This is a genomic window from Pseudomonas sp. R5-89-07 (assembly GCF_003851685.1).
In the GTDB taxonomy this organism is placed as follows: Bacteria; Pseudomonadota; Gammaproteobacteria; order Pseudomonadales; family Pseudomonadaceae; genus Aquipseudomonas.
Map to the genome: position 1 here is coordinate 2,290,856 of NZ_CP027727.1, position 25,078 is coordinate 2,315,933.

Annotated in this window: 24 protein-coding genes; 14 read left to right on the plus strand and 10 right to left on the minus strand. The window is 60.7% G+C overall.

Annotated features, from left to right (window positions below; translation table 11 throughout):
• Window positions 1-30 precede the first annotated feature (30 nt).
• Window positions 31-909: a LysR family transcriptional regulator gene (locus tag C4J94_RS10600; RefSeq protein WP_124386102.1), complete on the plus strand. Its 879-nt coding sequence runs from the start codon at window positions 31-33 to the stop codon at window positions 907-909.
• A gap of 93 nt (window positions 910-1,002) precedes the next feature.
• Here the strand turns inward: C4J94_RS10600 and C4J94_RS10605 are convergent, their stop codons facing one another.
• The 4 genes from C4J94_RS10605 to galE all read right to left on the minus strand — a co-directional run bounded on the left by C4J94_RS10605 (window position 1,003) and on the right by galE (window position 5,331).
• Window positions 1,003-1,395: a DUF1641 domain-containing protein gene (locus C4J94_RS10605; protein ID WP_124386103.1), complete on the minus strand. Its 393-nt coding sequence runs from the start codon at window positions 1,393-1,395 to the stop codon at window positions 1,003-1,005.
• A gap of 30 nt (window positions 1,396-1,425) precedes the next feature.
• Window positions 1,426-2,616, minus strand: a complete 1,191-nt coding sequence (locus tag C4J94_RS10610) for an FAD/NAD(P)-binding oxidoreductase (protein ID WP_124386104.1) — start codon at window positions 2,614-2,616, stop codon at window positions 1,426-1,428.
• A gap of 222 nt (window positions 2,617-2,838) precedes the next feature.
• Window positions 2,839-4,113: a glycoside hydrolase family 68 protein gene (locus C4J94_RS10615; RefSeq protein ID WP_124386105.1), complete on the minus strand. Its 1,275-nt coding sequence runs from the start codon at window positions 4,111-4,113 to the stop codon at window positions 2,839-2,841.
• Window positions 4,114-4,305: 192 nt separating this feature from the next.
• A complete protein-coding gene (gene galE / locus C4J94_RS10620; protein WP_124386106.1) occupies window positions 4,306-5,331 on the minus strand; it encodes a UDP-glucose 4-epimerase GalE in 1,026 nt (341 codons plus the stop codon).
• Between the two features lie 314 nt (window positions 5,332-5,645).
• Between galE and C4J94_RS10625 the strand changes: the two genes are divergently transcribed.
• The 7 genes from C4J94_RS10625 to C4J94_RS10655 are packed head-to-tail and all read left to right on the plus strand — an operon-like array spanning window position 5,646 to window position 13,438.
• Window positions 5,646-6,815 carry a glycosyltransferase family 1 protein gene (locus tag C4J94_RS10625; RefSeq protein WP_124386107.1) on the plus strand — a complete coding sequence of 390 codons (1,170 nt, stop codon included), beginning with the start codon at window positions 5,646-5,648 and terminating at the stop codon, window positions 6,813-6,815.
• Window positions 6,803-7,996, plus strand: a complete 1,194-nt coding sequence (gene glf, locus C4J94_RS10630; protein ID WP_124386108.1) for a UDP-galactopyranose mutase — start codon at window positions 6,803-6,805, stop codon at window positions 7,994-7,996. The genes C4J94_RS10625 and glf overlap by 13 nt, the downstream gene beginning before the upstream one ends.
• The gene (locus C4J94_RS10635) at window positions 7,993-9,180 is read left to right on the plus strand and encodes a beta-glucosidase (RefSeq protein WP_124386109.1); all 1,188 of its coding nucleotides are present in this window, start codon (window positions 7,993-7,995) and stop codon (window positions 9,178-9,180) included. Before glf ends, C4J94_RS10635 begins: the two co-directional genes overlap by 4 nt.
• Window positions 9,177-11,021 (plus strand): ABC transporter ATP-binding protein, encoded by a 1,845-nt coding sequence (locus C4J94_RS10640; protein WP_124386110.1) that lies wholly within the window; start codon window positions 9,177-9,179, stop codon window positions 11,019-11,021. Before C4J94_RS10635 ends, C4J94_RS10640 begins: the two co-directional genes overlap by 4 nt.
• Window positions 11,022-11,081: 60 nt before the next feature.
• Window positions 11,082-12,230: a hypothetical protein gene (locus C4J94_RS10645; RefSeq protein ID WP_124386111.1), complete on the plus strand. Its 1,149-nt coding sequence runs from the start codon at window positions 11,082-11,084 to the stop codon at window positions 12,228-12,230.
• Between the two features lie 38 nt (window positions 12,231-12,268).
• On the plus strand, window positions 12,269-12,562 hold the full coding sequence (locus C4J94_RS10650) for a hypothetical protein (RefSeq protein ID WP_124386112.1): 294 nt from the start codon (window positions 12,269-12,271) through the stop codon (window positions 12,560-12,562).
• A gap of 33 nt (window positions 12,563-12,595) precedes the next feature.
• Entirely contained in the window at window positions 12,596-13,438 is an 843-nt protein-coding gene (locus tag C4J94_RS10655) for an MBL fold metallo-hydrolase (RefSeq protein ID WP_124386113.1), read from the plus strand.
• A 236-nt stretch (window positions 13,439-13,674) separates the two neighbouring features.
• Here the strand turns inward: C4J94_RS10655 and C4J94_RS10660 are convergent, their stop codons facing one another.
• On the minus strand, window positions 13,675-13,857 hold the full coding sequence (locus C4J94_RS10660) for a general stress protein (RefSeq protein ID WP_003190457.1): 183 nt from the start codon (window positions 13,855-13,857) through the stop codon (window positions 13,675-13,677).
• 295 nt (window positions 13,858-14,152) lie between these two features.
• Between C4J94_RS10660 and C4J94_RS10665 the strand changes: the two genes are divergently transcribed.
• The 4 genes from C4J94_RS10665 (at window position 14,153) to C4J94_RS10680 (ending at window position 17,711) form a co-directional block, all read left to right on the plus strand.
• Window positions 14,153-14,374: a hypothetical protein gene (locus tag C4J94_RS10665; protein ID WP_124386114.1), complete on the plus strand. Its 222-nt coding sequence runs from the start codon at window positions 14,153-14,155 to the stop codon at window positions 14,372-14,374.
• 166 nt (window positions 14,375-14,540) lie between these two features.
• The gene (locus C4J94_RS10670; protein WP_124386115.1) at window positions 14,541-15,425 is read left to right on the plus strand and encodes a manganese catalase family protein; all 885 of its coding nucleotides are present in this window, start codon (window positions 14,541-14,543) and stop codon (window positions 15,423-15,425) included.
• Between the two features lie 64 nt (window positions 15,426-15,489).
• Window positions 15,490-15,999 carry a ferritin-like domain-containing protein gene (locus C4J94_RS10675; RefSeq protein ID WP_124386116.1) on the plus strand — a complete coding sequence of 170 codons (510 nt, stop codon included), beginning with the start codon at window positions 15,490-15,492 and terminating at the stop codon, window positions 15,997-15,999.
• Between the two features lie 107 nt (window positions 16,000-16,106).
• A complete protein-coding gene (locus C4J94_RS10680) occupies window positions 16,107-17,711 on the plus strand; it encodes a histidine kinase famiy protein (protein ID WP_124386117.1) in 1,605 nt (534 codons plus the stop codon).
• Here the strand turns inward: C4J94_RS10680 and cyoE are convergent.
• From cyoE to cyoA, 5 genes are read right to left on the minus strand one after another with little or no spacing between them, the layout of a single operon-like run.
• On the minus strand, window positions 17,708-18,604 hold the full coding sequence (gene cyoE, locus C4J94_RS10685; RefSeq protein ID WP_124386118.1) for a heme o synthase: 897 nt from the start codon (window positions 18,602-18,604) through the stop codon (window positions 17,708-17,710). The two genes, C4J94_RS10680 and cyoE, sit on opposite strands and share 4 nt — an antisense overlap.
• Window positions 18,562-18,900 carry a cytochrome o ubiquinol oxidase subunit IV gene (cyoD, locus tag C4J94_RS10690; RefSeq protein ID WP_124386119.1) on the minus strand — a complete coding sequence of 113 codons (339 nt, stop codon included), beginning with the start codon at window positions 18,898-18,900 and terminating at the stop codon, window positions 18,562-18,564. Before cyoD ends, cyoE begins: the two co-directional genes overlap by 43 nt.
• Before the next feature lies 1 nt (window position 18,901).
• Entirely contained in the window at window positions 18,902-19,516 is a 615-nt protein-coding gene (locus C4J94_RS10695; protein ID WP_124386120.1) for a cytochrome o ubiquinol oxidase subunit III, read from the minus strand.
• Window positions 19,517-19,519: 3 nt separating this feature from the next.
• Window positions 19,520-21,493, minus strand: a complete 1,974-nt coding sequence (cyoB, locus tag C4J94_RS10700; protein WP_124386121.1) for a cytochrome o ubiquinol oxidase subunit I — start codon at window positions 21,491-21,493, stop codon at window positions 19,520-19,522.
• 2 nt (window positions 21,494-21,495) lie between these two features.
• Window positions 21,496-22,419, minus strand: coding sequence for a ubiquinol oxidase subunit II (cyoA, locus tag C4J94_RS10705; RefSeq protein WP_124386122.1), 924 nt, complete (start codon window positions 22,417-22,419; stop codon window positions 21,496-21,498).
• A gap of 418 nt (window positions 22,420-22,837) precedes the next feature.
• Here cyoA and C4J94_RS10710 point away from each other — a divergent pair, with 418 nt between their 5' ends.
• Together C4J94_RS10710 and C4J94_RS10715 are read left to right on the plus strand one after the other, a co-directional pair.
• A complete protein-coding gene (locus C4J94_RS10710) occupies window positions 22,838-23,152 on the plus strand; it encodes a hypothetical protein (RefSeq protein WP_124386123.1) in 315 nt (104 codons plus the stop codon).
• Window positions 23,153-23,281: 129 nt separating this feature from the next.
• Window positions 23,282-24,613 carry an APC family permease gene (locus tag C4J94_RS10715; RefSeq protein ID WP_256657679.1) on the plus strand — a complete coding sequence of 444 codons (1,332 nt, stop codon included), beginning with the start codon at window positions 23,282-23,284 and terminating at the stop codon, window positions 24,611-24,613.
• The last annotated feature ends 465 nt before the right edge of the window (window positions 24,614-25,078 follow it).

A 25,078-nucleotide genomic window follows, 5' to 3' on the forward strand; every position in this document is an offset into this window, starting at 1 on the left:
CAATCCAACGCGCAAATTCAAGGAGAAAGCGTGGACAACCTCAGCGGAATCTCGGTCTTCGTACAGGTCGCCGAAACGCGCAGTTTTGTCGCGGCTGGACGGCAGCTGGGCGTGTCTTCATCGGCGATCGGTAAAAGCATTGCGCGCCTGGAGCAGCGCCTGGGCGTCAGGCTGTTTCATCGCAGTACCCGCAGCATCAACCTGACGGCGGAAGGCATGCTTTTCCTGAATCGCTGCCAGCGTGTGCTCAATGAGCTGGAAGCGGCGCAGCTGGAGCTGTCGAGCACCAACAGCGAACCTCGGGGCAAACTGCGCGTGAGCCTGCCCCTGGCCGGGCAGTTTCTGTTCACCTTGTTGTCCAGCTTTGCCAAGCGATACCCGGACATCCATTTGGAACTGGACTTCAGCGATCGACTGGTGGATGTGGTGGAGGAGGGCTTCGATGCGGTGGTCAGGACCGGTGAATTGAATGACTCGCGTCTGGTGGCGCGGCGATTGAGTGCTTTTCGTTTCCTGCTGGTGGGCGCCCCGACCTATTTCCAGGCCCAGGGTACGCCCATTGACGCCAGTGACTTGAGCAATCATGACTGCCTGTTGTACCGGGTGCCCTCCACCGGCAAGCTTGAGCGTTGGCCGCTACCGGACAAAGCCCACAACGGCGCGCAGGATCTGCGGGCGGTACTGGTCTGCAACAACATCGACATGTTGTTCAACGCTGCCATGGAGGGGCGTGGCATTGCCTGCCTGCCGGAGTTTGCCGTCAAGGCAGCGCTTGAGTCCGGCAACCTGCAGGCCGTGCTGACCGAAGAGGTCACCCGCGTCATCCACTTCAGCGTGCTGTGGCCGCCGAACCGCTTCATTACGCCCAAGCTGCGCTGTTTTGTGGACTTCATTTCCTTGCATATGTGAGCGGCAAGGGGCGCATAGTTCTTGACGTCGGCCCTGCTCCACAATGCCTTCACATACGCCGTAGACCGCTCCAATGATGAGCGGTTCTTTCGTTCAAAGTTGTCTTCCGATGACATTCAGCGTTCTGAGTAAGAGTTCTGCCCCGCGCCGGGTGTCCCTTTCACGTAGCAGTGACAGCAGCCCATAGAGGCTGGGGGGAGCCGCTTGTGCAGCAGTCTCGGCTTTGGCCATACGCAACGCGTTTCCAACACTCCAGGACACGGCAGTTGTCTCCTCGAATACCCGGGCAAGTTTTTCTACCAGGGCAGCGTCAAGCAGGTCGACAAGATCGGAGACTAGAGCAAGCGCATCGACGATGTTGTCCATGCGCCCGCCGTCGAGCAACGGTTGCAGCTTGATCAACAGCGCTTCGAGCCCGGCATTCTGGTCAGGTGATCGGGCATTGGCTGAAGGATTGGTCGCCGATGATTGATTGAGCCCATCCATGATTATTGACTCCTTCCTTGTTACGCCGCCTTAAAGTATTCCGCGAGCTACCGCCCAATAGAGGCCACGATTGAATCCATTGCGCAACAGGCCACCCAGCTTGCTCGGTGGGGTTGGCAGCACATCGTGGGCATAGTCATACCAAAGTGGCATGCCTGCATTGAGCCCCATTTGCGCCACCGCCTGGACACGCCCGTCATACACCGCACAGGGTTTGCCCAAGCGAATTTCGGCGGCAATATTATTGGCAATGACGGGGGCTTGATTGTGGCAAGCGCCTCCTGCCTTACTGACAGGCAGATCCACCGTATCGCCGATCACATAGACCCCTTCAAGCCCGTACACCTGCAGCGTTTCATGATTAGTCGGCAACCAGCCTTCATGGTTCTCGGCCTGTGAGGCGCCACTTTCAAGTACCACGTCTACCGCGCGAATAGGTGGAGTCGCCATAAGAATATCGAAGGGCTGCTCGTCCCCCTCTTCGGAGTAGGCGATGCGCCGGTCCGGATCAACCCTGCTCAACGTGAACCCGCGCTGAAAGTGGATGTTTTTCTGCTCAAAGAGACTCGGCAGAATCTCGCCGGTCGGACGCTGTAGAAAAAGGCAATTACGAAGCAGTTGGGCGGTGGTGGGATAGGTATAAATGATTTCAACTTTGTCCCGGACACCACGACGACGCAGAAAATCATCCAGCATTAACGTGGTCTCGACCGGTGCGATACCGCATTGGTGTGGCACGTTAGGCGTCTTGGGAAAGGATACCGTGATAAATATCCGGCCTTTTTCGATGGTACTTAAACGCTCGGCCAATTGCCGCGCTGCCGGGTATTGATAGAAATGATCACCTGCTTCTTTAAGCCCCTCAATGCGCTCAGGGGCCGGAACGCAGCCGGTGGCAATCACCAGAAAATCATAAACATAGCGTTTACCGCTGCGGGTTTGCAGCTGCTGCTTCGAAAATTCGAAGCGAGTGACCTCATCGACGTGAAAGTCAATTTCTGGACGTAACAATGACCGTTCCGGGCGCTTTAGTTCTTCTTGAAAGAACTGATTGAAGGCCACGTACATAAAGGCAGGTTTATAAAAGTGATCAGGGGAATTCGATAGCAGGGTAATCGCTACTTCGCCGCGCAGAATCTCTGGATAGAGCTTGATGACCAGTTGATTGGCGAGCATCGTGCCGCCTACACCGCCACCGACAATAAGAATCTGCTTGCTCACTCGTCACCTTCCTTGGGCTGAGTTTTGTCCAATGAATGGAACTTAGCCTAGATGAGGAGAGTGGCAGGACGAAAATAGAATAAGAACTGCACTGCTAATTGCAATCGATTCAGCAGTTGTGTGTCTCAGAAATAGATACCTGCCAGATTCTGCACATCGGCGCAGGTGGGTTAATGCGCGTTGTTCAAGAGCGCTCTCAAACAACGGCGCAATGGAGCGGCTTTACTTGAGCGTCACATCCAGCATCGGCGGAATGAACCCGTAGTCATATTCGGCGACCACGAATGTTTGCTGCCCTTTGATCTTGATGCCGACGGTCGGTGCCTCGGTGCCACCGATGCGCATCTGTTTACCGTCTTCGCCAGCAGGGACGCTGTCGATGAAGGAGGTCACCAGGCCGTTGGGCATCACGCAGTGCGAGTAGGTCTGGAACGGCTGGGAAGAGGGGTTGCCCAGGACCAGGCCGGAACCGTTCAACGGCACGTAAGGGCCGAACAACGAGTCCGCGACAAAACCGTATACCCCGTCGGGCCCGGTTACGCCGTCGCCGTAGGTGAAGGTGTGGCTGATGGTGAACAGGTAATACTTACCGTCCTGGAACACGAAGTGCGGACGTTCGGTCTGGTCGTTGACGCCGACCGCGGTGAGCAGCGGCGGCAGCATTTCCCAGTCGTCGCCATCCTCGTCTCGGGCCACGGCGATACCGACGCACGCGGTCTGGTAGCGCGAGTTGCCGACGTCTTCATGACCCGGCGGCACGTCGCCGATTTCTGCTTTGCCCACCTTGTGCGATCCACGCTCGCCGGCCACGTTGCCCTCGAACAGCATGTACAGCTTGCCGTCCTTCGGGTCGCGGAACGGCCACGGATCGCGGAAACCCCAGAAGGCGTTCTGCGCTTCGGTCTGGTACATCTTGCCGTCGGCTTCGAACAGCGGCTTGACCTTCTCGAAGCCCACCAGGCTGACGCCATGCTCGGTGGTCACCACGCGACCACGCACCTTGACGATGGTCGCGCCGGGTGTGACGGCGGTGTAGTACAGGTCAATTTCACCTTGCTCATTCAACAGGATCGGCGTGCCGGCCCATTCGCGCACCGTCGGCGAAACCCCTTCAGCCATGACTCGGCCGCCGAGTTTCCAGTCCTTGCCGGTGCGGGAGAACCAGTAGTACATCTTTGCCCGACCGTGGCGATCATTCCAGTCGCGGGTGATGTCGTAGTTACCGTTCTGATCGAGGTATTGCGGGTCATTCGGGTGACGATCCGCGGTCAGGGTGAAGATCACCGACCAGCCATCGACGGAGGTGATATTGCCGTCGAGGTCACGCAGCGGCATGGTGTCCCAGATAAACACCTTGTCGCTCAGGACCGGGAAGTCGGCACTGACCAGTGGCTGGGTGGTGGTGGGATCGTCTGCGTGCACTTTCAGCGCATCGGCGCGAGTCCACAGGCTGGGTTGATGGGGTGTTTTACCAAATGTCGCGGTGGTGCTTTTCATAGGGAAAACCTCGTCCATGAAGGTTGGTTGAATACTGTATTTATATACAGTGAGTTCACTTTAGAAGGGTCCTTCCTTCGGGTCAAGCAGAAAAATGCATTTATGCATAATCGAGGTTTTTGTCGTAGCTGATTCGTTTCACTAATGGAGATAGCCCCAATATTGTCTCTGCGTATTGGGGCAGCTCGTTCATTAATTGGCCTGCCGCACCTCCTCATGCCGATGCTGGTTGCACTGCCAGCGCCAGGCATCGGCCAGCATGCTTTCCAATGAGTGACGCGCCTGCCAGCCCAGCTCTTCGATTGACTTTTGCGGGTCGGCCCAGCAGCAGGCGATATCCCCTGGCCGGCGCGCTTCGAAGGTCATGGGTATGTGCACACCGGTGACTCTTTCGAAAGCCTTGATCACCTCCAGCACCGAATACCCACGCCCCGTTCCCAGGTTCCACACACTGATACCACGCCGCTCGCGCAGCGCTTCGAGCGCGCAGGTATGGCCCTGCGCCAGGTCGACGACATGGATGTAATCGCGAACGCCGGTGCCGTCCGGGGTTGGGTAGTCTCGGCCGTAAACCGACAACGCCTGACGTTCGCCGCTGGCAACTTGCAGCAAATAGGGCAGCAGATTATTCGGTGTACTGGTCGGTGCCTCGCCCAGCAAACCGGAAGCGTGGGCGCCGATGGGGTTGAAGTAGCGCAGCAGGCCTATCGACCAGCGCGGGTCGGCGCCGGCCACGCTTTTCATCACGTTTTCACACATCAATTTGGACATGCCGTACGGGTTGGTCGGCTGCCCGGTGGTGCACGTCTCGCTGATGGGCATGCTCGTGCAGTCCCCGTACACGGTGGCCGATGAACTGAACACCAGCCTGAACACACCCGCCTGCGCCATGGCCTGGCAAAGCACCACGCTGCCGCCGACATTGGTGTCGTAATAGCGCAACGGCTCGCGCACGCTTTCACCGACGGCTTTCAACCCTGCGCAGTGCACCACCGCGTCAATCGGGTAGTCGCGCAACAGCGTGTCGAGCAAGCGCCGGTTGCGTACGTCGCCGTAGACAAACCCTGGGGGCCTGCCAGCCAGGGTACTGATGCGCTCGATGGCCGAGCGTTCGCTGTTGCACAAATTATCCAGGATCAACACGTCCTCGCCTCGCCCCATCCATTGCACTGCGACATGCGCACCGATGTATCCCGCACCGCCCGTTATCAAAATCATGCGCCTGCCCTCAATCGTCCCGGCGTCTGCCTGACGCCCTGTTGCCCAGGTTCGGTCAGCGCCGTTGTGGCGGCTGACTGTTAAACCGGTAGGGGCTGTTTTTTGGCGCGAGTTCAAACCGGTTTACCGACTGGTATGTGCAGTTCATCGGCTTCGCAGAATCTTCTTGTGAACGCGCCGCGATGGTCACGCTTCCAACCTTCAAGAGCCGTACAGCCTGATTGAACGCTGTCGCGCACTTGCCGTATCGACCTGATAGGGCCAAGGGGCTCGATGCCTGAGCCGTGAACTTTTCGCTTGATAAGGACGTTGATATGAACCTTGCAGAACAGCCTGAACAGAGTGCTGCGCTGAGTGCGCAACGCCTCGTGGAATCCCCGACCCTGGCCCGACCCACGCTGGTGTGCCTGTCCCATTTGCGCTGGGGTTTCGTTTACCAGCGCCCGCAGCATGTGATGTCGCGCCTGGCCAAAGACTACGACGTAATCTTCTTCGAAGAACCGGTGCTGGCCGGCGACGAGCCGCCGCGGCTTGAAGCCTCGAGCCCGGCAGACGGTATCGAGGTATGGGTGCCACGCCTGCCCGAAGGCATGAGTGCCCAGGCAATCAACGAAGCGCAGCGCCAATTGCTCGACGAGCGCCTTGCCCAGCGCTTACCCGGCGATCTTCTGCTCTGGTACTTCACCCCGATGAGCCTGGCATTTACCGACCATCTCCAAGCGCAGGTCACCGTGTTCGACTGCATGGATGAGCTGTCTGCGTTCATGGGCGCACCTGCGCAACTGGTGGACATGGAGCGGCTGTTGATGGCCAGGGCCGACGTGGTATTTACCGGCGGAGTGAGCCTGTGGGAGGTCAAGCAGCGCCAGCACGGCAATGCGCATCCGGTGCCCAGCAGCGTCGACATCGCGCACTTCGCCCAGGCGCGTGACGCCGTGGTCGAGCCTGCCGACCAGGCCTCGATTGCACGGCCACGCCTGGGCTTTTTCGGGGTGATCGATGAACGCTTCGACATCGAGTTGGTGGACCAGGTCGCGGCGCTGCGGCCCGACTGGCAGATCGTACTGGTGGGGCCGGTGGTCAAGATCGACCCGCAGACGCTGCCGCGTCGGCCCAATATTCATTACCTGGGGGCGCGGCAATACGCCGAGCTGCCGGCGTACCTGAGCGGCTGGGATGTGGCGCTGATGCCTTTCGCACTGAACGCGTCCACGCGGTTTATCAGCCCCACCAAAACCCCTGAATACCTGGCGGGCGGCTGTCCCGTGGTGTCTACGGCGATTCGCGATGTGGTCAATGGCTATGGCCACAGCGGCGCCGTATTCATCGCCGACACGCCGCAGGCTTTTGTCAGCGCCATTGAAGGCGCGCTGCACCTCAAAGGCACGCCCGACTTTTTAAAACGTGTCGACGCCGCCCTTGAAGGTATGTCGTGGGACAACACCAGCCGCTTCATGAAGGAGCAGATCGAATGCCTCAGATAAATCTTGAAGCCGCCACGTCCGGACCGTCCTGCCAGCCGGCGCGCAGTGTTTATGATTACCTGATCGTCGGTGCCGGGTTTGCCGGCAGCGTGATGGCCGAGCGCCTGGCCGAGGGGCTCGGCCGCCATGTGCTGTTGATCGACCGTCGCGCCCATGTGGCCGGCAACGCTTACGATCATTACGATGCAGCGGGCGTGCTGGTGCACCGCTACGGCCCGCACATTTTCCACACCAATGCCCAGCGCATTGTCGATTACCTGTCACGCTTCACCGAGTGGCGGCCCTACGAGCACCGTGTGCTGGCGAAGGTGGATGAGCAGTTGGTGCCGATTCCCATCAACCTCACCACGCTCAATACGCTGTACGGTTTGTCGATGACGCCTGAGCAAGCCGAAGTGTTCCTGGCCGAGCGGGCCGAACCGGTGGCGACGATTCGCACGTCAGAAGACGTGGTGGTCAATCAGATCGGGCGAACGCTGTACGAGAAGTTCTTCCGTGGCTACACCCGCAAGCAATGGGGCCTGGACCCTGCCGAGCTGGACAAATCGGTGACCTCGCGCATTCCCACCCGCACCCATACCGACGATCGCTATTTCACCGACACCTTCCAGATGATGCCCCGCGATGGCTATACGCGCCTGTTCGAACGGATGCTCGATCACCCGCGCATTGACGTGCTGCTGAGCACCGACTTCAAGGCCGTGCGCGAGGTGGTCAAGTTCAAGCACATCATTTATTGCGGGCCGATCGACGAATACTTCGATTTCCAATTGGGCCGCTTGCCCTATCGCTCGCTGCGCTTCGAACACCAGACCCTCGAACAGGAACGCTATCAGCCGGTGGCGGTGGTCAACTTTCCCGACCAGCAGGTGCCCTATACCCGCATCACCGAGTACAAGCACCTGACCGGCCAGGAGCATCCGTGCACCAGCATCAGTTATGAGTTTCCCTGCGATGAGGGCGACCCTTATTACCCGGTCCCGCGCCCCGAAAACGCCGAGCTGTACAAACGCTACAAGGCGCTGGCCCAGCAGACGCCAAATGTGACGTTCCTCGGGCGCCTGGGCACCTACAAGTATTACAACATGGACCAGGTGGTCGGCCAGGCCCTGGCGTTGTACCGCGATATCGAGGCCGCGAGCAGCGAAGTCGCCGTTGAAGCGGGGCTCGAAGCTCCATGAACGCACAAACCCAGGGAGGGCCACGCGAACAGATCAGTCTGTTCGACAGCTTCGTGATGGCCGGCTACGAATGTTCCAGCCAGCGCCGCCAGGACGGCCAGCGCCTGGACCTGCTGGAAAGCACCGGCCACGCGCGTTGGGTGGACAAGGACTACCGGCAACTGGCGGGCCTGAACGTACGCTGTGCCCGCGACGGTTTGCGCTGGCACCTGATCGAACGCAGCCCTGGCCGCTACGACTGGAGCAGCTTGCTGCCGATGCTCAGGGCCGCGCGCGAGCACTCGCTGCAAGTGATATGGGACCTTTGTCATTACGGCTATCCCGATGACCTGGACATCTGGCGCCCGTCATTCATCGACCGCTTCGCCCGCTTTGCCGGCGAGGTGGCCAAGCTGATGAGCGATGAAGGCATCCAGCGGCCGTTCTACTCGCCGGTCAACGAGATATCGTTCTGGAGCTGGGCGGGGGGTGACGTCGGTTATTTCAACCCGAACGCATGCGGGCGAGGGCAGGAGCTCAAGCACCAGTTGGTGCGCGCCAGCATCGCGGCAATCGAGGCGATTCGCGAGCGTGCGCCTGCTGCGCGTTTCGTGCAGTGCGACCCGTTGATCAACGTGGTGTCAGCGTCGCGTCGCAGCGAAGAGATCGATCACGCCGAACGTTATCGGCTGGCTCAATTCGAAGCGTGGGACTTGTTGACCGGGCGGCAATGGCCGGGCCTGGGTGGGCAGGAGCATTACCTGGACATCATCGGCGCCAATTTCTACCCGCACAACCAGTGGTATTTCCAGGGTGATCGCATCATGCGCGGGGCGCCTGATTACCGCCCGCTGGCCGGGATGCTCAAGGAGCTGCACCAGCGCTATCAGCGGCCACTGCTGATTTCCGAAACCGGCGCCGAGGATCAAGCACGGGTGCCCTGGCTGAGCTACGTGGTGGAGCAGGTGCTCACAGCGCTCAGGCGCGGGGTTCCCGTGCAAGGTATCTGCTGGTATCCCTTTCTCGATTACCCCGGCTGGGATGACGGCCGTTACTGCCCCACCGGCGTTTTCGGCTACCCGGACGGAGAGGGCGAGCGCGCGCCCTTTCACCCTTTGCATATGCAGCTGCAGGCGGTGCCCGATCGCGTGCGGGCGTGTTTGCGCGAGCTGGATCGGTTGCAATCGGCGAGGCAGCGGCCATGATCCTGCGGCGCTTGCGCGATGAGCCGCTGCCGGCAACCGCCAGTGCGTTCCTATGGCGCTACGTCCGGGTGCGTCCGCTGCATTTCAGCGCCATGTTGTCACTGGTGATCGGTGCGGCCTGTTGCGCGGTAGCGGTGCAGTACGGCATGAAGTTGCTGGTGGACGCCATGGCCGGCGATTCGCAGGCAGGCCAGGTGTGGCGCGCCTTCAGCTTGTTCATTGGGCTGATCGTGGTGGAAAACGTGCTGTGGCGGCTCGGTGGCTGGGTGGGCTGCTACACCGTGGTCGGCAGTTGCGCCGACCTGCGCGTGGACCTGTTCCACCACCTGACCGGGCACCCGATGCGCTATTTCAACCGGCACTTTGCCGGCTCGCTGGCCAACCGGGTGTCGGCGGCGGCCACGGCTGCCAACACCGTCTACGGTGGGCTGGCCTGGCGCATCGTGCCGCCCTGTGTGGATTTTCTCGGGGCCGTCGTGGTGCTGTTCGCCGTGCGTGGCTCCATGGCGCTGGCCTTGATCGTGTGCGTGTTGCTGGTGGCGGCGTTGATCACCGTGGTCGGCGTGCGCGGCCGCAATCGGCACATTGCCTTTGCGTCACAATCGGCGCGTGTCGGTGGCGAAATTGTCGATCAGGTGTCGAATGTATGGACGATCAAGGCGTTTTCCGGACGCGAGCGCGAGCGCCTGAGGCTCGAGCGCGAGATCGGCGTCGAGGCCGGGGCGCATCGGCGCAGCTGGATCTATCTGGAAAAGGCGCGCGTGCTCCACGACGTGTGCCTATCCATCATGGCGGGGTCGATGCTGGGCTGGGCCATCCTGCTGTGGCGCCAGGGCCAGGTCACGGCGGGCGATGTGGTGATGGTCAGTGCGTTGACGTTTCGTATTCTCCATGGCTCGCGCGACCTGGCGCTGGCCCTGGTGGAAGCCACTCAGCAGATGGGCGTCATCGCCGAAACCCTGGGGATCATCGCCCAGCCCCATGAGCTCAGCGATACGCGGGAAGAGCTGGCACCCACCCGCGGCAGTATCCGCTTGTTCGATGTCAGCTACGCCCACCCCGGCGGGCGCTCGGTGTTCAGGCATTTTTTCCTGGAGATCCCGGCCGGTCAGAGCGTCGGCATTGTCGGCACCTCGGGCTCGGGCAAGTCCACGCTGCTGGGCTTGCTGCAGCGCCTGGATGACGTGCAAAGCGGCGTGATCCTGATCGACGACCGCGACATCCGCTCGGTCAGCCAGGACAGCTTGCGTCGGCAAATTGCCGTGGTGCCCCAGGAGCCGGCGCTGTTCAATCGCAGCATCCTGGAAAACATCGGTTACGGCCAGCCCCACGCGACCGAGCAGCAGATCATCGAAGCGGCCCGGCGCGCCTTCTGTGACGAGTTCGTGCAGGCGCTGCCCGCGGGTTATCAGACGCTGGTGGGGGAGCGCGGCGTGACGCTTTCCGGTGGGCAACGGCAACGCCTGGGGCTGGCGCGGGCGTTCCTCAAGGGCGCGCCGGTTCTGATTCTCGACGAAGCAACGTCCGCCCTGGATTCGGATTCCGAGGCGGTCATCCAGCGCGCCCTGACTGACCTGATGCGCGGCAGAACAGTGCTTGCGGTGGCTCACCGACTGTCCACCGTCGCCCACTTCGACCGGGTGCTGGTGCTGGAACATGGGCAGATCGTGCAGGACGGCTCCCCAGATGAACTGCGCCGCCAACCCGGACGTTTTCGCACCCTCTGGCAGCGCCAGGCAATGCTGCGCTCGGATGCCGATGCAGCAGGCTACGCCGTTGATCGGCCTGCGCCGTTTGCCGAACGAACTGCCGAGAATGGCCCTGGCTCGAACCGTACATAGCCCTGGAGGAGAGCCTCGAAAAAGGCTGATCGATTCGGACCAACATTAAGGAGATTTCCCATGGTCGAGATTCAAACCTTTACCCGCCAGACACTGGACACGCTGTTGGCGCTGGCGGATCGCACGAATCTGAGTGTCTACATGCCCGTTCAGCAAACGTTCCCCGAGCGCGCACAGAACCCGATTCGCTTGAAGAACCTGATCAAAGACCTGGAAGTCGGTTTGACGCAACAGTCACCCGAGGCCCAGACACTGCTGGCGCCGTTCCATGACCTGGTGGCGGACACGGAGTTCTGGAATAACTGCCCGCCCGCGCTCGCGATCTTTGGCGGCGCCGAACACTTCATGGTGGTGGGCTTGCATCAGCCGGTTCAAGAGATCGCCATGGTCAACCGTCACCCTTACCTGCGGCCGTTGCTGCGCCAGGCGCCGACCACCGAGCGCTACCAGGTGCTGTGTCTGACCCGCGACAGCGTGCAGGTGTTCGAGGGCACCGCACAGGTGCTGCAAGAGGTGCAGCTGCCGCAGGCGGTGCCCACTTCCCAGGCCCAGGCGCTGGGCGAGGAACTGACCCCTCGCAATCAGCAAGGCCACCCGGACGGGTTCAGCGGGGCGGGCGAGCGCGGCGACCCGATGATGCATGAGTCGGGCGGCGGCGGTAAGCAGGATGAAGTAAACCTGGACCGTGAGCGCTTTTTCCGTGCCGTCGACAAGGCGATTACCGAGCACTGTTCGCGGGTCTGCCAGTTACCCTTGGTGCTGGTGGCGCTGCCTGAGAACCAGGCCGTGTTTCGGTCGATCAGCCACAGCCCGTTCCTGCTGGCCGAAGGCGTGCGCATCGACCCCGCCACGCTCTCGTCGGCCCAGTTGGCACAAGCCTGCACAGACGTGCTGAGCCGGCGCCGTGACGAGGCATTGAATGCTGCGTTCGACCGCTTTGGTGTCGCGGCGGGGCAACGCCTTTGCGCGTCGCACCTGGCGGATATCGAACGCGCGGCACAGGAAGGCCGCGTGGGGTTGCTGCTGGTGGAAGCGGACGCCCATGCCGAAGTGGGGACCCAGGTGGTCCACGACCATGCGGTGAATGAGGATGCGGCGCTGGACGAGTTGATCCTGGCTGTTATCCGCCAGGGCGGCGAGATCGTGGTGGTGCCCACCGAACGTTCGATGCCCACCGACAGCCGCGCGGCCGCCGTGTTGCGGTACTGAGCCAGCCACAGGCAGTTCGACTCGACAGGAGCGCGACGATGGTAAAAAGCCAAAAAGAGATGGAAATCCAGGCCTGGCACCTATTGCTCGAAGATGACAGCTACCGCCTGGACTGGCCCGACGACTTCTATCAGACGCTCATCAACCGTGCCGATGAGCTGGTGCTGCGTGAAGTCATCAGCCTTGAGGAATGGCAGCGGCTCAAGGACGCGGCGGACGCGGTCCATGCACAGACGCTGCGTCATCTCGCGGCGCTGCAGCGTGACCGTGTCGACACCGTGTCCATCGACCTGTGCATTGATGTCGCGCAGTCGCCGGCACCTTCGAAATAGCCCGGCCGTCGGGCATCGATCAAGGAAGCTGCTATGCGTGTGCACCATTTGAACTGTGGATGTATGTGCCCCCTCGGAGGGGCGTTGTTCGACGGCTACAGCCGTGGGTGGACGGCCTCGGTGGTGTGCCATTGTCTGCTGATCGAGACAGATGCCCATGGCCTGGTCCTGGTGGACACCGGGTTCGGCCAGCAGGATGTCGAGCACCCTGAACGCCTGAGCCGGTTTTTCAGAACGTTCAACAACATCCAGCTTGAGCATCGTTTCACCGCACTCGAGCAATTGCGGCAGTTGGGGTTCAAGCCTGAGGACGTGCGTCACATCGTGCTGACGCACCTGGATTTTGATCACGCCGGCGGGCTGCAGGACTTTCCCAAGGCTCGGGTGCACGTCATGCACCAGGAGCTCAACCACGCAACGTTGGCCAGCGACTGGATCGAGCGACTGCGCTTCCTGCCCGCACAATGGCGGGACGTGGCGGATTGGGAGCTGTACACCCCGGACGGCGATACCTGGTTCGGTTTCGATTCGGTGCGGGCGATGGTCGGCGCCGAGCAGGAAGACATTCTGCTGGTGCCACTTCGCGGGCATACGGCCGGCCATGCCGGCGTCGCTGTTCGCACCGCCACTGGCTGGAAGCTGCACGCCGGTGATGCGTACTTTCACCATGACGAAGTTCACTTGCCCAAGCGCCGCTGTCCGCCCGGCATGCGTTTCTACCAGAGCATGATGGACACCGACCGCCAGGCGCGTCTGCATAATCAACAACGGTTGCGCCAGTTGGTCGCAGAGAGCGGCAAGACGGTGACGGTATTCTGCAGCCATGACGCACGCGAACTGAAACAAGCGCTGAGTGCCGGCATTAATGAGCATTAAAGTATAAGGGCTACGGCCGCGCCGCGAGGTAAGTAACGTAGCCGGCTATTAAGTTCAAGTTTGTGCGCGCAACAACAATACACGTCATTCTTAACGTAGAGAGCCCCGTTAAAAAGACGTGCGGCAGGAAGTGTAAGTTAGCGGTAGAAAGTCTGCGCTTGATCAGCGGCGTTCGCACACTGATCGGCGAGTGCCTGGTTTGAAGGGGCAGCGAGGCTGCCCCTCCCACGCATCACTCAAGAACCCGATTTACGGCCGCCGCCGTGGCTGTGTTGACCGCCTTTACGGCCTGCCTCGGAGGCTTTTTCACGGTCATTGGCGAAATTTCCGCCTGACGCTTGGCCACCTTTCTTGCCTGCTTCGGATGCTTTTTCGCGATCGTTGGCAAAGTTACCTGGATTTTTATTACCTGTGGTCATGACAATTCTCCAGTCGCTCAGTTAGCGTTTCGTTAGTTGCCCGTTATGGCAACGGACACCTATTCCGATAGCGGCGCCATGAAAAATGTTTTATTGATTTTTATAAGCGGCGACGAGCGGTAGGTTTTCACTAAAAGTTGTACAAGAGCACGGTCATAACGCCGCTTCGTATAAGTTTTCAGTCGCTGATTCGATAGTGGATAAGTTCATCCGCGCCACTCGTCTTTTTCGTCGCACTTGGAAAACAGCGACGGTTCCAACGAAGTTCCTATCCTGTGCACGGGAGACTGCTGCGATGAACCATGACCCCTCCAACACCCAGAACCAGCCACTCGACAATCCCAATGACGACGGTTTCGTGATCGGTACCGCCGGACGTGACGAAGACCCCAATGCGACCACCGACTGGAACCACCCCGACACCCATGCGGATGGCGCTGTGGCCACCCCCGTGCCGCCTAACGGTACGCCAGAAATCGATGCCGTTCCCGATCGGGATGATGCGGCTGCTGACTGAGCGAAACGCCCCTGGCGCGCCGCTTCGCTTGCTATGCGGTGCGTAACCGCTGGTCGTGATGCGTGGATTTTTTTGAAATTTTTCAATCACCGTCCGCTTCACATTAAGGGTAGGCGCGCACTCCAAGATGCCGCCCCTTTTTAAGAAAGCCCGAGGAGATTTGTTCATGTTTCTACATAACAAGCGACTTCAATACACCGTACGTGTCGCCGAGCCCAATCCGGGCCTGGCGAATCTTTTGCTCGAACAGTTTGGCGGCGCTCAAGGCGAGTTGGCGGCCGCGTCGCGCTATTTCACTCAAGCCTTGGCTGAAGACGACCCAGGCCGCAAAGACCTGTTGATGGACATCGCCACCGAAGAACTCAGCCATCTGGAGATCGTTGGCTCGATCATCGTGATGCTCAACAAGGGCGCCAAGGGGCGAATGGCCGAAGGCGTGGAGGAAGAGGGCGAGCTGTATCGCTCACTCAACGGCGCTGGCAATGACTCCCATATCACCAGCCTGTTGTACGGCGCGGGGGCACCGTTGATCAACTCTGCCGGGGTGCCGTGGACAGCGGCGTACATCGACACCATTGGTGAGCCCACCGCCGATATGCGCTCCAATATCGCGGCCGAAGCGCGCGCCAAGATCGTCTATGAGCGGCTGATGAACGTCACCGACGATCCCGGTGTGAAGGATGCCCTGGGTTTCCTGATGACCCGGGAAATCGCGCATCAGATTTCCTTTGAAAAGGCGCTGCATTCCATTCAACCGAATTTCCCTCAAGGCAAGCTGCCGGGCAAACCGGAGTTCACCCAGGTGTACTACAACATGTCCCAGGGCGAGGGAAATATGCGCGGCCCCTGGAACCAGGGCGAGGAATGGGAGTTCGTGGAGAATCCGCAACCTGCGGTCGATGGCGGTGATGGCATGGCCAGCGTGCAGTTGGACGCTGACGACGAAGCGCTGCTGAGCGCGATGAAAATCCGCACGCTTTCCGACCCAACCAGCGACCCGACCACCGGTGCCGACCTGGGCGCGGGCCTTCAGCCCAAGCCTGATCTTTGATTGGCGGCAACCGCACGCTCAAGGGCGTGCGGTTCCATTTACTGGCTTGAAGAGGAGTAACGACATGGCGACCCCACAGGAAAACGTGCTCGACTGGCTACGTGATGCCCATGCAATGGAGCAACAGGCCGAAAAAATGCTCAAGGCGCAATCCGAGCGGCTGGAGCATTACCCGCAACTCAAGGCCCGGATCGACCAGCATATTCAGGAAACCCTTGGCCAGCAGGCGCTCATTGACGAATGCCTGACGCGCCTGGGCGGCAGTTCCTCGACCCTGAAAGACATCGGCGGCAAGTTGATGGCGTTCGGCCAGGCGGTGGGTGGCTCACTGATGAGCGACGAGGTGATCAAGGGCGCGATGGCAGGCTATGTCTTCGAAAACATGGAGGTGGCCAGCTACACGGTGCTCATCGCGGCTGCGCAAGCGGCGGGCGACACCGAGACACAAGCGGCGTGCGAGAAAATCCTGCCCCAGGAAATCGCCATGGCCGAGTGGCTGCTCGAGCATTTGCCGCAGCTCACCCAGGCGTTTCTGGAGCGCTCTGCGGCGCCCGACACCGAGGCCAAGCGCTGATGCTTTGCGCGGCGCCCCTGCGGCGCCGCGTATGATTTAGCGCCAGCTCGCACTCCGCTGCGTTTTCACGGTCAATGGAACACACGCCACTTATCTGGAGGTGAACCTTGGCAACCAAGAAAAAGCCCCTGGTCGGCAGTGACGACTTGCCGGTGCTTTCTTCAAACCGCAGGGATCTGTTCTTCGCGGCCATGCAAGCCAGCCACAGCGCGATGATCGTCACCGCCCCGGCGCAGCCCGACAATCCGATCATCTTCGCCAATCCGGCGTTCCTGACCCTGACCGGGTATGAGCACGACGAGGTTATCGGACGCAATTGCAGGTTCCTGCAAGGGCCGGAAACCGACAAGAATACCTTGAGGCAGGTGCAGCGTGCGGTTGAGCGACACCATGAAGTCTGTGTCGAGGTGCTTAATTACCGCAAGGACGGCTCGACCTTTTGGAATGAAGTGTTCCTCTCTCCGTTGTTCAACGAGCGCGGGCAACTGGTGTATTTTTTCGCCTCCCAACTGGACGTGAGCCGGCGTCACGATGCGGAATTGCGTGTGCGCCGCGCACAAGACCTGGAAGCGCTGGGGCAACTGACGGGTGGCATTGCCCATGACTTCAATAACTTGCTGCAAGTGATGGTCGGGTATCTGGAACTGATCCAGCAGAGCGCCAAGCGCCCCGGCAGCGACCCGCAGCGCATTTTCAACAGTGCCAGTCGTGCCCGCGCTGCCGCTGAGAAAGCTCAAAGCCTGACCCAACAATTGCTGGCGTTCTCGCGCAAGCAGCGGCTCGACAGCCGGGTGATCAACCTGAACACCTTGCTGAGTCGTCCCGACCTGACGGGCGTACTGCACGATGTCGACCTGCATGTGGAACTCGCCGACGACCTGTGGAACTGCCGCATCGACCCTACCCAGGCGGAGCTGGCGGTGCGGCACCTGCTATCGAATGCCCAGGATGCCTTGGAAGGGCGCACGGGTCCGACAGTGGCGATCAAAACCACCAACGTTCAGGTGCCCGGCGGGGCTGGGGCTGAACGCGATGGCCTGGCTGAGGGCCGCTACGTCAGTGTTTCGGTCTCGGACAATGGCAGCGGCATTGCCGAGAGTATTCAGGAAAAAGTCATGCAACCGTTCTTCACCACCAAGGAAGAAGGGAAGGGCTCAGGCCTGGGGCTGTCGATGGTGTATGGCTTCGTCAAACAATCGGGCGGTACGGCCCGCATCCATTCCTATCCCGGCATCGGAACCACGATACGCCTTTACTTTGCGGCCGATGATAGCCAGCTCTGGGTCGAGCAACCCGCCGCCGCCACCTCACTGCAGGGCCACGAGAAAATCCTGATCGTGGAGGACCGGCCCGAAGTGGCCGAGTTGGCGCAAGTGATTCTTTCCGACTACGGGTACCAGACCGGCATCGCGCACAACGCCGCCGAGGCCTTGAACATGCTCAAGAGCAACGCGTACGACTTGGTGTTCAGTGACTTGATCATGCCGGGCGCGATGAATGGTGCGGCACTCGCCCGTGAAGTGTCGCGCTTGTACCCGCGCATCAAGGTGTTGCTGACGACTGGCTACGCGAAAGACGCATTGGCCCGCGCGGATATACCGGTGGATGAATTCGAGCTGATTCAGAAGCCTTACCAATCCACTGACCTGCCCCGCAAAGTCCGCGCTGTGCTCGACGCCGCACCTGCGGTGCCTGACAGCCGAGATGCCTAACCGAGGACAGCCAACGACAGGTTGAGCGCCAGCACCAGGACAATCGAGAATCCAAACACCTTGCGCGCCCAGCTCCGTGGATCCGTCAGGCGCGCAGAGCTGGCCGCGAGCGTCATCCAATAACCGCAGCACCCAAGCATCAACGCAAAATACCCGGCGTTCATCTGCGCAACCACGCCCAGCACCATCGTGCTGGCGAGGAACGCCAGGATGTACGCATGTATCTGCCGGTGGGCTTCGGGCAGGCTCAGCAGCGGCAGGCGCGCGGCACGGAAATCCTCGCGACGCATCACGGTAATGGCGTGCGAGTGAGGCATCTGCCAACAGCAGAACACCACCATCAGCAGCAGCGCCGTGGCGTCGAACCTGCCGGATACCGCGCAGTACCCGATCACCGGCGGCATCGCCCCGGACAGGCTGCCGATCAAAGTTGCCCAGTGCGAGCGCCGCTTCAGCCAGACGGTGTAAATTCCCGCATAGATCACCAGCCCCAACAGTGCCAGCAGGCAGGTCAGCCCATTGCTGCCGACCCACAGCAAACCGAAACCGGCGACACCCAGGGCGATGGCGTAGCTTGCGGCCGTGGGCACTGCAATGGTTCGCAGGGCCAACGCACGGTGACAGGTACGCACCATGCGCCGGTCGATATCGCGGTCGACACAGTTGTTGATGACACAGCCGCAACCGATCACCAGTGCGGTGCCGAGCAGAGTGGCCAGCAGGTGCGCGGGGTCCGCCAGATGGCCGCTGCCCGCCAGGAAGTAGCCCCCCAGCACCGAGGCGAGATTGCCGAAAATAATCCCCGGCTTGGTCAGTTGCAGCGCGGCATTTAACAGCCCGAGCCAGTGTTTCAGTGCGCCAGCATATTGTGGTGAATACTGCCCATGATCCATAGCGAAAGCCCTACCAGCAGAAGAATGATGACCGCCGAAAAAATCAGCGCAATCAGGTTCCAGCGTTGTTCCTCGGCGGTATCCAGGTGCAGGAAGAACTTCAGGTGGACCACGATCTGAATCGCGCCCAGTGCCACCACCAGCCAGGCGGTGGTGGTGCGCGGCAGTGACGGGAACATCACCATGGCAAAAGGGATCACGGTGAGCACTACCGACACCAGGAAGCCGACCAGATAGGAACGGCTGCTGCCATGGCTGCTGCCCGCGCTGCTGTGAACCGAACTTTGCTTGTACATGTCACACCACCCCCAACAGATAGATCACGGTAAAGACGCAGATCCACACCACGTCCAAAAAGTGCCAGAACAGGCTCAGGCAGCTGAGCCGCGTGGCGTTGGTGCTGGTCAGGCCGCGTTGCTTTACCTGGACCATCAGCACCGCCATCCACACAAGGCCCGTCAACACGTGCGCGCCGTGGGTGCCGACCAGGGTGAAGAACGCGGTCAGAAAACCACTGCGCTCCGGCCCGTAGCCTTCAGCGATCAAGTGATGGAATTCATTGATTTCCATCGCGATAAACCCGGCGCCGAGCACGAACGTAAGCCCCAGCCAGCGCAGCACCTGGGACTGCTCGCCACGGTTCATCGCCAGCATCGCGTAGCCGTAGGTGATGCTGCTCAACAGCAGCAGCATGGTTTCAGCCAGCACATAAGGCAGTTCGAAGATATCCGCCGTGGAGGGGCCGCCCGCCACGCTGTCGCGCAGTACCGCATAGCCGGCGAACAGCGTCGCGAACAGGATGCAGTCGGTCATCAGGTAGATCCAGAACCCGAACAGGCTCAGGGAACCGGCGTCTTCATGCCCTTGTTCATGGGTGTGGGCGATGTCTTTTTCGATAACGATATTGGACATGGGTCAAGCCTCTGCCAGGTCTTTGAGACGGGCCGTTTCGATGCGCGCCACTTCCTCTGCGGGCACGAAATAATCGGTGTCTTCGTCGTAGCTGCGCACCACGAATGCGACCACCGATGCCACCAGGCCGAATGCCGCCAACCACCAGATATGCCACACCAGCGCAAAGCTGCAGATCAGCGCGAACAGGCTGATGATCAGGCCCGAGGCGGTATTGCGCGGCATGTGGATGCTGCGATAGTCGGTGTGGCTCAGGGTGCTGACGCCGCGCTCCTTCATGCCCCAGTACGCGTCCAGGTCGTTGACCTTGGGTTGCTCGGCAAAGTTGTACAGCGGCGGCGGCGACGCGGTGGCCCATTCCAGGGTGCGTCCGTCCCACGGGTCGCCGGTGAGGTCGCGGTACTCGTGACGGCGGCGAATGCTGATAAACAGCTGCAGCGCCTGGGCGGTCACACCGCAGAGGATGATGGCCACACCCACCAGCTCCAGCAGCAGCCAGGGCCGCCATTCCGGATTGTCGAAATGGTTGAGGCGCCGCGTCATGCCCATGAAACCCAGCACGTAGGACGGCATGAACGCGAAATAGAAGCCGATCAGCCAGCACCAGAACGCGATGCGCCCCAGCTTGTCGTTCAAGCGGAAGCCAAAGGCCTTGGGGAACCAGTAGGTCAGGCCGGCCATATAGCCGAACACCGCGCCGCCGATGATCACGTTGTGAAAGTGCGCGATCAGGAACAGGCTGTTGTGCAGCATGAAGTCGGCCCCCGGCACGGCCAGCAATACGCCGGTCATGCCGCCGATGCTGAAGGTTACGATAAAGCCCAGGGTCCACAGCATCGGGGTTTCGAAGCGCACCCGGCCGCGGTACATGGTGAACAGCCAGGTAAAGATCTTCACCCCGGTCGGCACGGCGATGATCATCGTCATGATGCCGAAGAACGCGTTGACGTTGCCCCCCGAGCCCATGGTGAAGAAGTGGTGCAGCCACACGATGAACGACAGCACGGTAATCGCGATCGTCGCCCACACCAGCGACACGTAGCCGAACAGCCGCTTGCTGCTGAACGTGGCGGCAATTTCGGAAAATACCCCGAACGCCGGCAGGATCAGGATATACACCTCCGGGTGCCCCCACGCCCAGATCAGGTTGACGTACATCATCGGGTTGCCGCCGGCTTCATTGGTAAAGAAATGCATGCCCAGGTAACGGTCCAGGGTCAGCATCAGCAGGGTGGCGGTCAGGATCGGAAACGAGGCCAGAATCAGCACCGAGGTACACAGCGCATTCCAGGTGAATACCGGCATCTTGAACAGGGTCATGCCTTCGGTGCGCATCTTCAGAATCGTGACGAAGAAATTCACCCCCGTCAGCAGCGTGCCGATCCCGGATATCTGCAATGACCAGATGTAGTAGTCCACCCCGACCCCGGGGCTGTACGCCAACCCGGATAACGGTGGATAGGCGACCCAACCGGTTCGCGCGAACTCACCGATTCCCAGTGAGACGTTAACCAGCAGGGCACCGGCCACGAACAGCCAGAAGCTCAGCGCATTGAGAAACGGGTAGGCCACGTCGCGCGCGCCGATCTGCAACGGCACCACAACGTTCATCAGGCCGACCACGAAGGGCATGGCCACGAAAAAAATCATGATCACGCCGTGGGCGGTGAAGATCTGGTCGTAATGCTCCGGCGGCAGATAACCCGGCCCGCCGCTGGCGGCCATGGCTTGCTGGGTACGCATCATGATCGCGTCGGAGAACCCGCGCAGCAGCATCACCAGTGCGACGATGATGTACATGCAGCCGATCTTCTTGTGGTCCACCGAGGTGAACCACTCGCGCCACAGGTAGCCCCATTTGCGCTTCCAGGTGATGGACCCGACCATCGTCACACCAATCAGCCCGACGAAGGCCAAGGTGTACATCACGATGGGTTCAGTGGTTGGGATGGCGTCCCACGACAGTTTTCCGAACATTGTTACCGCTCCTCAGCCAGCAGACTTGGGTGTTGACCGGCGCGCTCTGGCGCGCCGCTCAATTGCGCACGTTTGGTTCTAGGGGCTTTGTTCATGCCTTCGTATTTATCGACGATGTCCAGGAATAGCCGCTCCTGTACCGCCGAGTAATAGGTGATCGGGTGCTTGATGGTGGGCTTGGCCAGTTGCGCATAGCTGGTTTGGTCCAGCTGCGTTGCCGCGCCTTTGACCTTGGTCACCCAGGCCTGAAAGTCGGTGGGGCTCAGCGACAACGTGTCGAAATGCATGTCGGAGAAACCGGGGCCGTTGTAATTGGCGGCGATGCCCTTGAACTTGCCGGTCTCGTTGGCGATCAAGTGCAGCTTGGTCTGCATGCCGGCCATGGCGTAGATCTGCCCGCCCAGCGCGGGAATGAAGAACGAGGTCATGGCCGCATCGGAGGTGATGGTGAAGCTCACCGGCGTGTGCACTGGCAGGGCGAGTTCGTTGACGCTGGCGATACCCAGGTCCGGGTAGATGAACAGCCACTTCCAGTCGGTGGCCACCACCTGCACGTTGATTGGCGGCGCATCCGAGTCGAGCGGGCGATAGGGGTCCAGGGCGTGGGTGGTTTCCCACGTCACCCAACCCAGGGCGATGATGATGAGCAACGGCACGCCCCACACCACCGCTTCGATTTTGTGGGAGCTGGCCCAGCGTGGCGAGTAGCGCGCTTTCTTATTGGTCGCCCGGTAGCGGTAGGCGAATACGAACATCAGCACGATCACCGGTACCACCACCAATAACATCAGGCCTGTGGCAAGAATGATCAGGTCGCGTTCATCGGTTGCAACCTGGCCCTTGGGGTTGAACACCACCAAGTTGCAGCCGGTTAACAAGAAGATGCTGGCGAGAGATGCCAGGCAATAAACCATCGCTCGTTTCATGCCGTGCTCCTGTAGTGAAAACATCCGTTGTTGCGCTGCCCAAACAGCCGCGCCCGTGTTCGCAAGTTAGTTAAGCGAAACGTTGCCGTTGCGTTTGTTAATGCCTGGCGTACTCCACTTGATAAACGCCAGGCGATAGGGCGTTGCCAGTAGATAACCATCGTCTACTGCCCGGATCTGTTGGCTTTTGCTGCCGCTTGGCGGGGCGTGTTTCACCCAGCTCCCGAACAATTTGAATGAGGCCTCGGGGGTTGGTTTAACAAAATGTTACTCCGCCTGACGAACGGTTTAACAAGCGAAACGCTAATGGGTTTTATATAGGCGCATGCTGACTTCGTTGTGGAAAACACACGGAATCACTGCTAAAGAGTTCAGGTCTTAGTTGAGGGCCAACTACTAACGGTCTTGGAGAACAGCTATGTTCATTCGCGGCAATACCTTTAATGCCTGGGCTGCACAGGCGCGGGACGAAGAGTGTTTTACCCAGGAAGTGGAAAACGGCTGTCATATCGAAGTCAGGGCACGGGAGCGCGAGGACGCTGATATTGAAGTGCTGCTCTGCGTCTACACCGCGACGGGCCAATGTGTGGTTGAACGCACCAAGCAGTTGCCGGGCGCGGAATGGACCGTGCATGACGCACTCAAGCGCGGCATCGACCAGGCGGAAAGAATTGCCGGCGGCGAATCCGGTCGATTGCCCTGCGCCGACGCCCACGGCCACGACGATGACTGACGGCCTGCGCGCTGGACGTTGACGAATGAATGAACTTTGGCGGCGCGGGCATTTTCCATTGTAGATAGCCCTGCCTCAGCCGGCCCGTACCGGATGAGTCCTGATCGCAACCCGCCGCCAGAGCCGCCCATGACCGAATCCAGCCTCAGCCACGCCGAACCCTCCAAACCCTCCTTGCGCCGCGCCGTGACCGGGCCGATGCTGTTCCTGTTCATCCTGGGCGATGTGCTCGGCGCAGGCGTGTACGCGCTGGCCGGAACCATCGCCGGCCAGGTGGGCGGGGCGATCTGGGTGCCGCTGCTGGTGGCGCTGTTCTTCGCCATGCTCACGGCCGGCTCCTACGCCGAGTTGGTCACCAAGTACCCGCATGCCGGCGCCGCGTCGGTGTTCGCCGAGAAGGCCTTCAAGTCGCCGTTGATCTCGTTCCTGGTGGGCTTTTGCATGCTCGCGGCGGCCGTGACCAGCGCCGCCGGGCTGTCACTGGCCTTCGCTGGCGACTACCTCGCCGCGTTCATCGATGTATCGCCGCATTGGGCGGCGCTGGTCTTTCTACTGGTGATTGCGCTGCTCAATGCCCGCGGCATCAAGGAGTCGCTGGGCGCCAATATGGTCATGACCTGCGTGGAACTGTCCGGGCTGCTGTTGGTGGTGGTGGCGGCGGCGTGGTGCCTGCAGTCCGGCGAAGCCAACCTGGGGCGCGCATTCGAATTCAAGCCCGGCGTCAACCCGACGGTGGCGGTGCTGGGGGCTGCGTTACTGGCGTTCTATTCGTTTGTCGGCTTTGAGACGTCAGCCAACCTGGCGGAGGAAATCCGCGGGGTGCGCAAGGTGTATCCGCGCGCGTTGTTCGCGGCATTGATCACCGCCGGCATTGTGTACATGGCGGTGGGTGTCGCTGCATCGGTGGTGTTGCCGATGGATAAGTTGACGTCCACGTCGGCGCCGTTGCTGGAAGTGGTGCGTGCGTCGGGCTTGAGTATCCCGCCTCAGTTGTTTGCGTTCATTGCCTTGGTGGCGGTGGCCAATGGTGCGCTGTTGACCATGGTCATGGCGAGTCGGCTGGCCTATGGGATGGCGCGCATGGGGTTGTTGCCGCAACCGTTGTCACGGGTGCTGCCCAAGCGGCGTACGCCCTGGGTGGCGATTGTTGCCAGTACCGCTGTGGCGATTGCGCTGACGTTGACGGGGACGCTGGCGGCGTTGGCGCAGACGGTGGTGTTGTTGCTGCTATTTGTTTTTCTCAGTACCAATGTGGCGGTGCTGGTACTGCGGCGGGACAGGGTGGAGAAGAGCCACTTTCGTGTGCCGAGTTGGGTGCCGGTGCTGGCGGTTGTTTCGTGTTTGATTCTGCTTAGTCAGCAGGGGTTGGATACGTGGTTGCGGGGTGGGGCGTTGGTGTTGGTGGGGGTGGTGTTGTATGGGTGTAATCGGATGGTGGCGCCGGCGGTGGAGGCTGGCTGATTTCGAGTACATATCCATTGCTGCGGTAACGGCGGCTTATGGTTCCGCTCTTACAGCGGGTCACTTTTGGAAGGACCCAAAAGTAACCAAAAGGTCCTCGCCCCACCACTCGGCACCTCGCCCAGGCTCGGTGTGCCCGAACGCGGTCTTGAATCCGTGGGCCGCCGCCATGCGCCATCCATGGCACAGGGCGGCTAACCCGGCGTCCTGCCGGGTTACCCACGGATTCAAGCCCGCGTTCGGCCAGCGTGGTTTAACGGGGCGACCGAGATCAAAATCAAGAGCAAAAGCGACTCGCTGCGCATCGTAGATAGGCAAGAATGAGTGCCGTACTGTGGCGAGGGAGCTTGCTCCCGCTGGGGCGCGAAGCGGCCCTCGCTCTTCAAGACTGGGACTGCTACGCAGTCCAGCGGGAGCAAGCTCCCTCGCCACAGGTTATTGATTGGCTGAGCCATCGCGCACCCT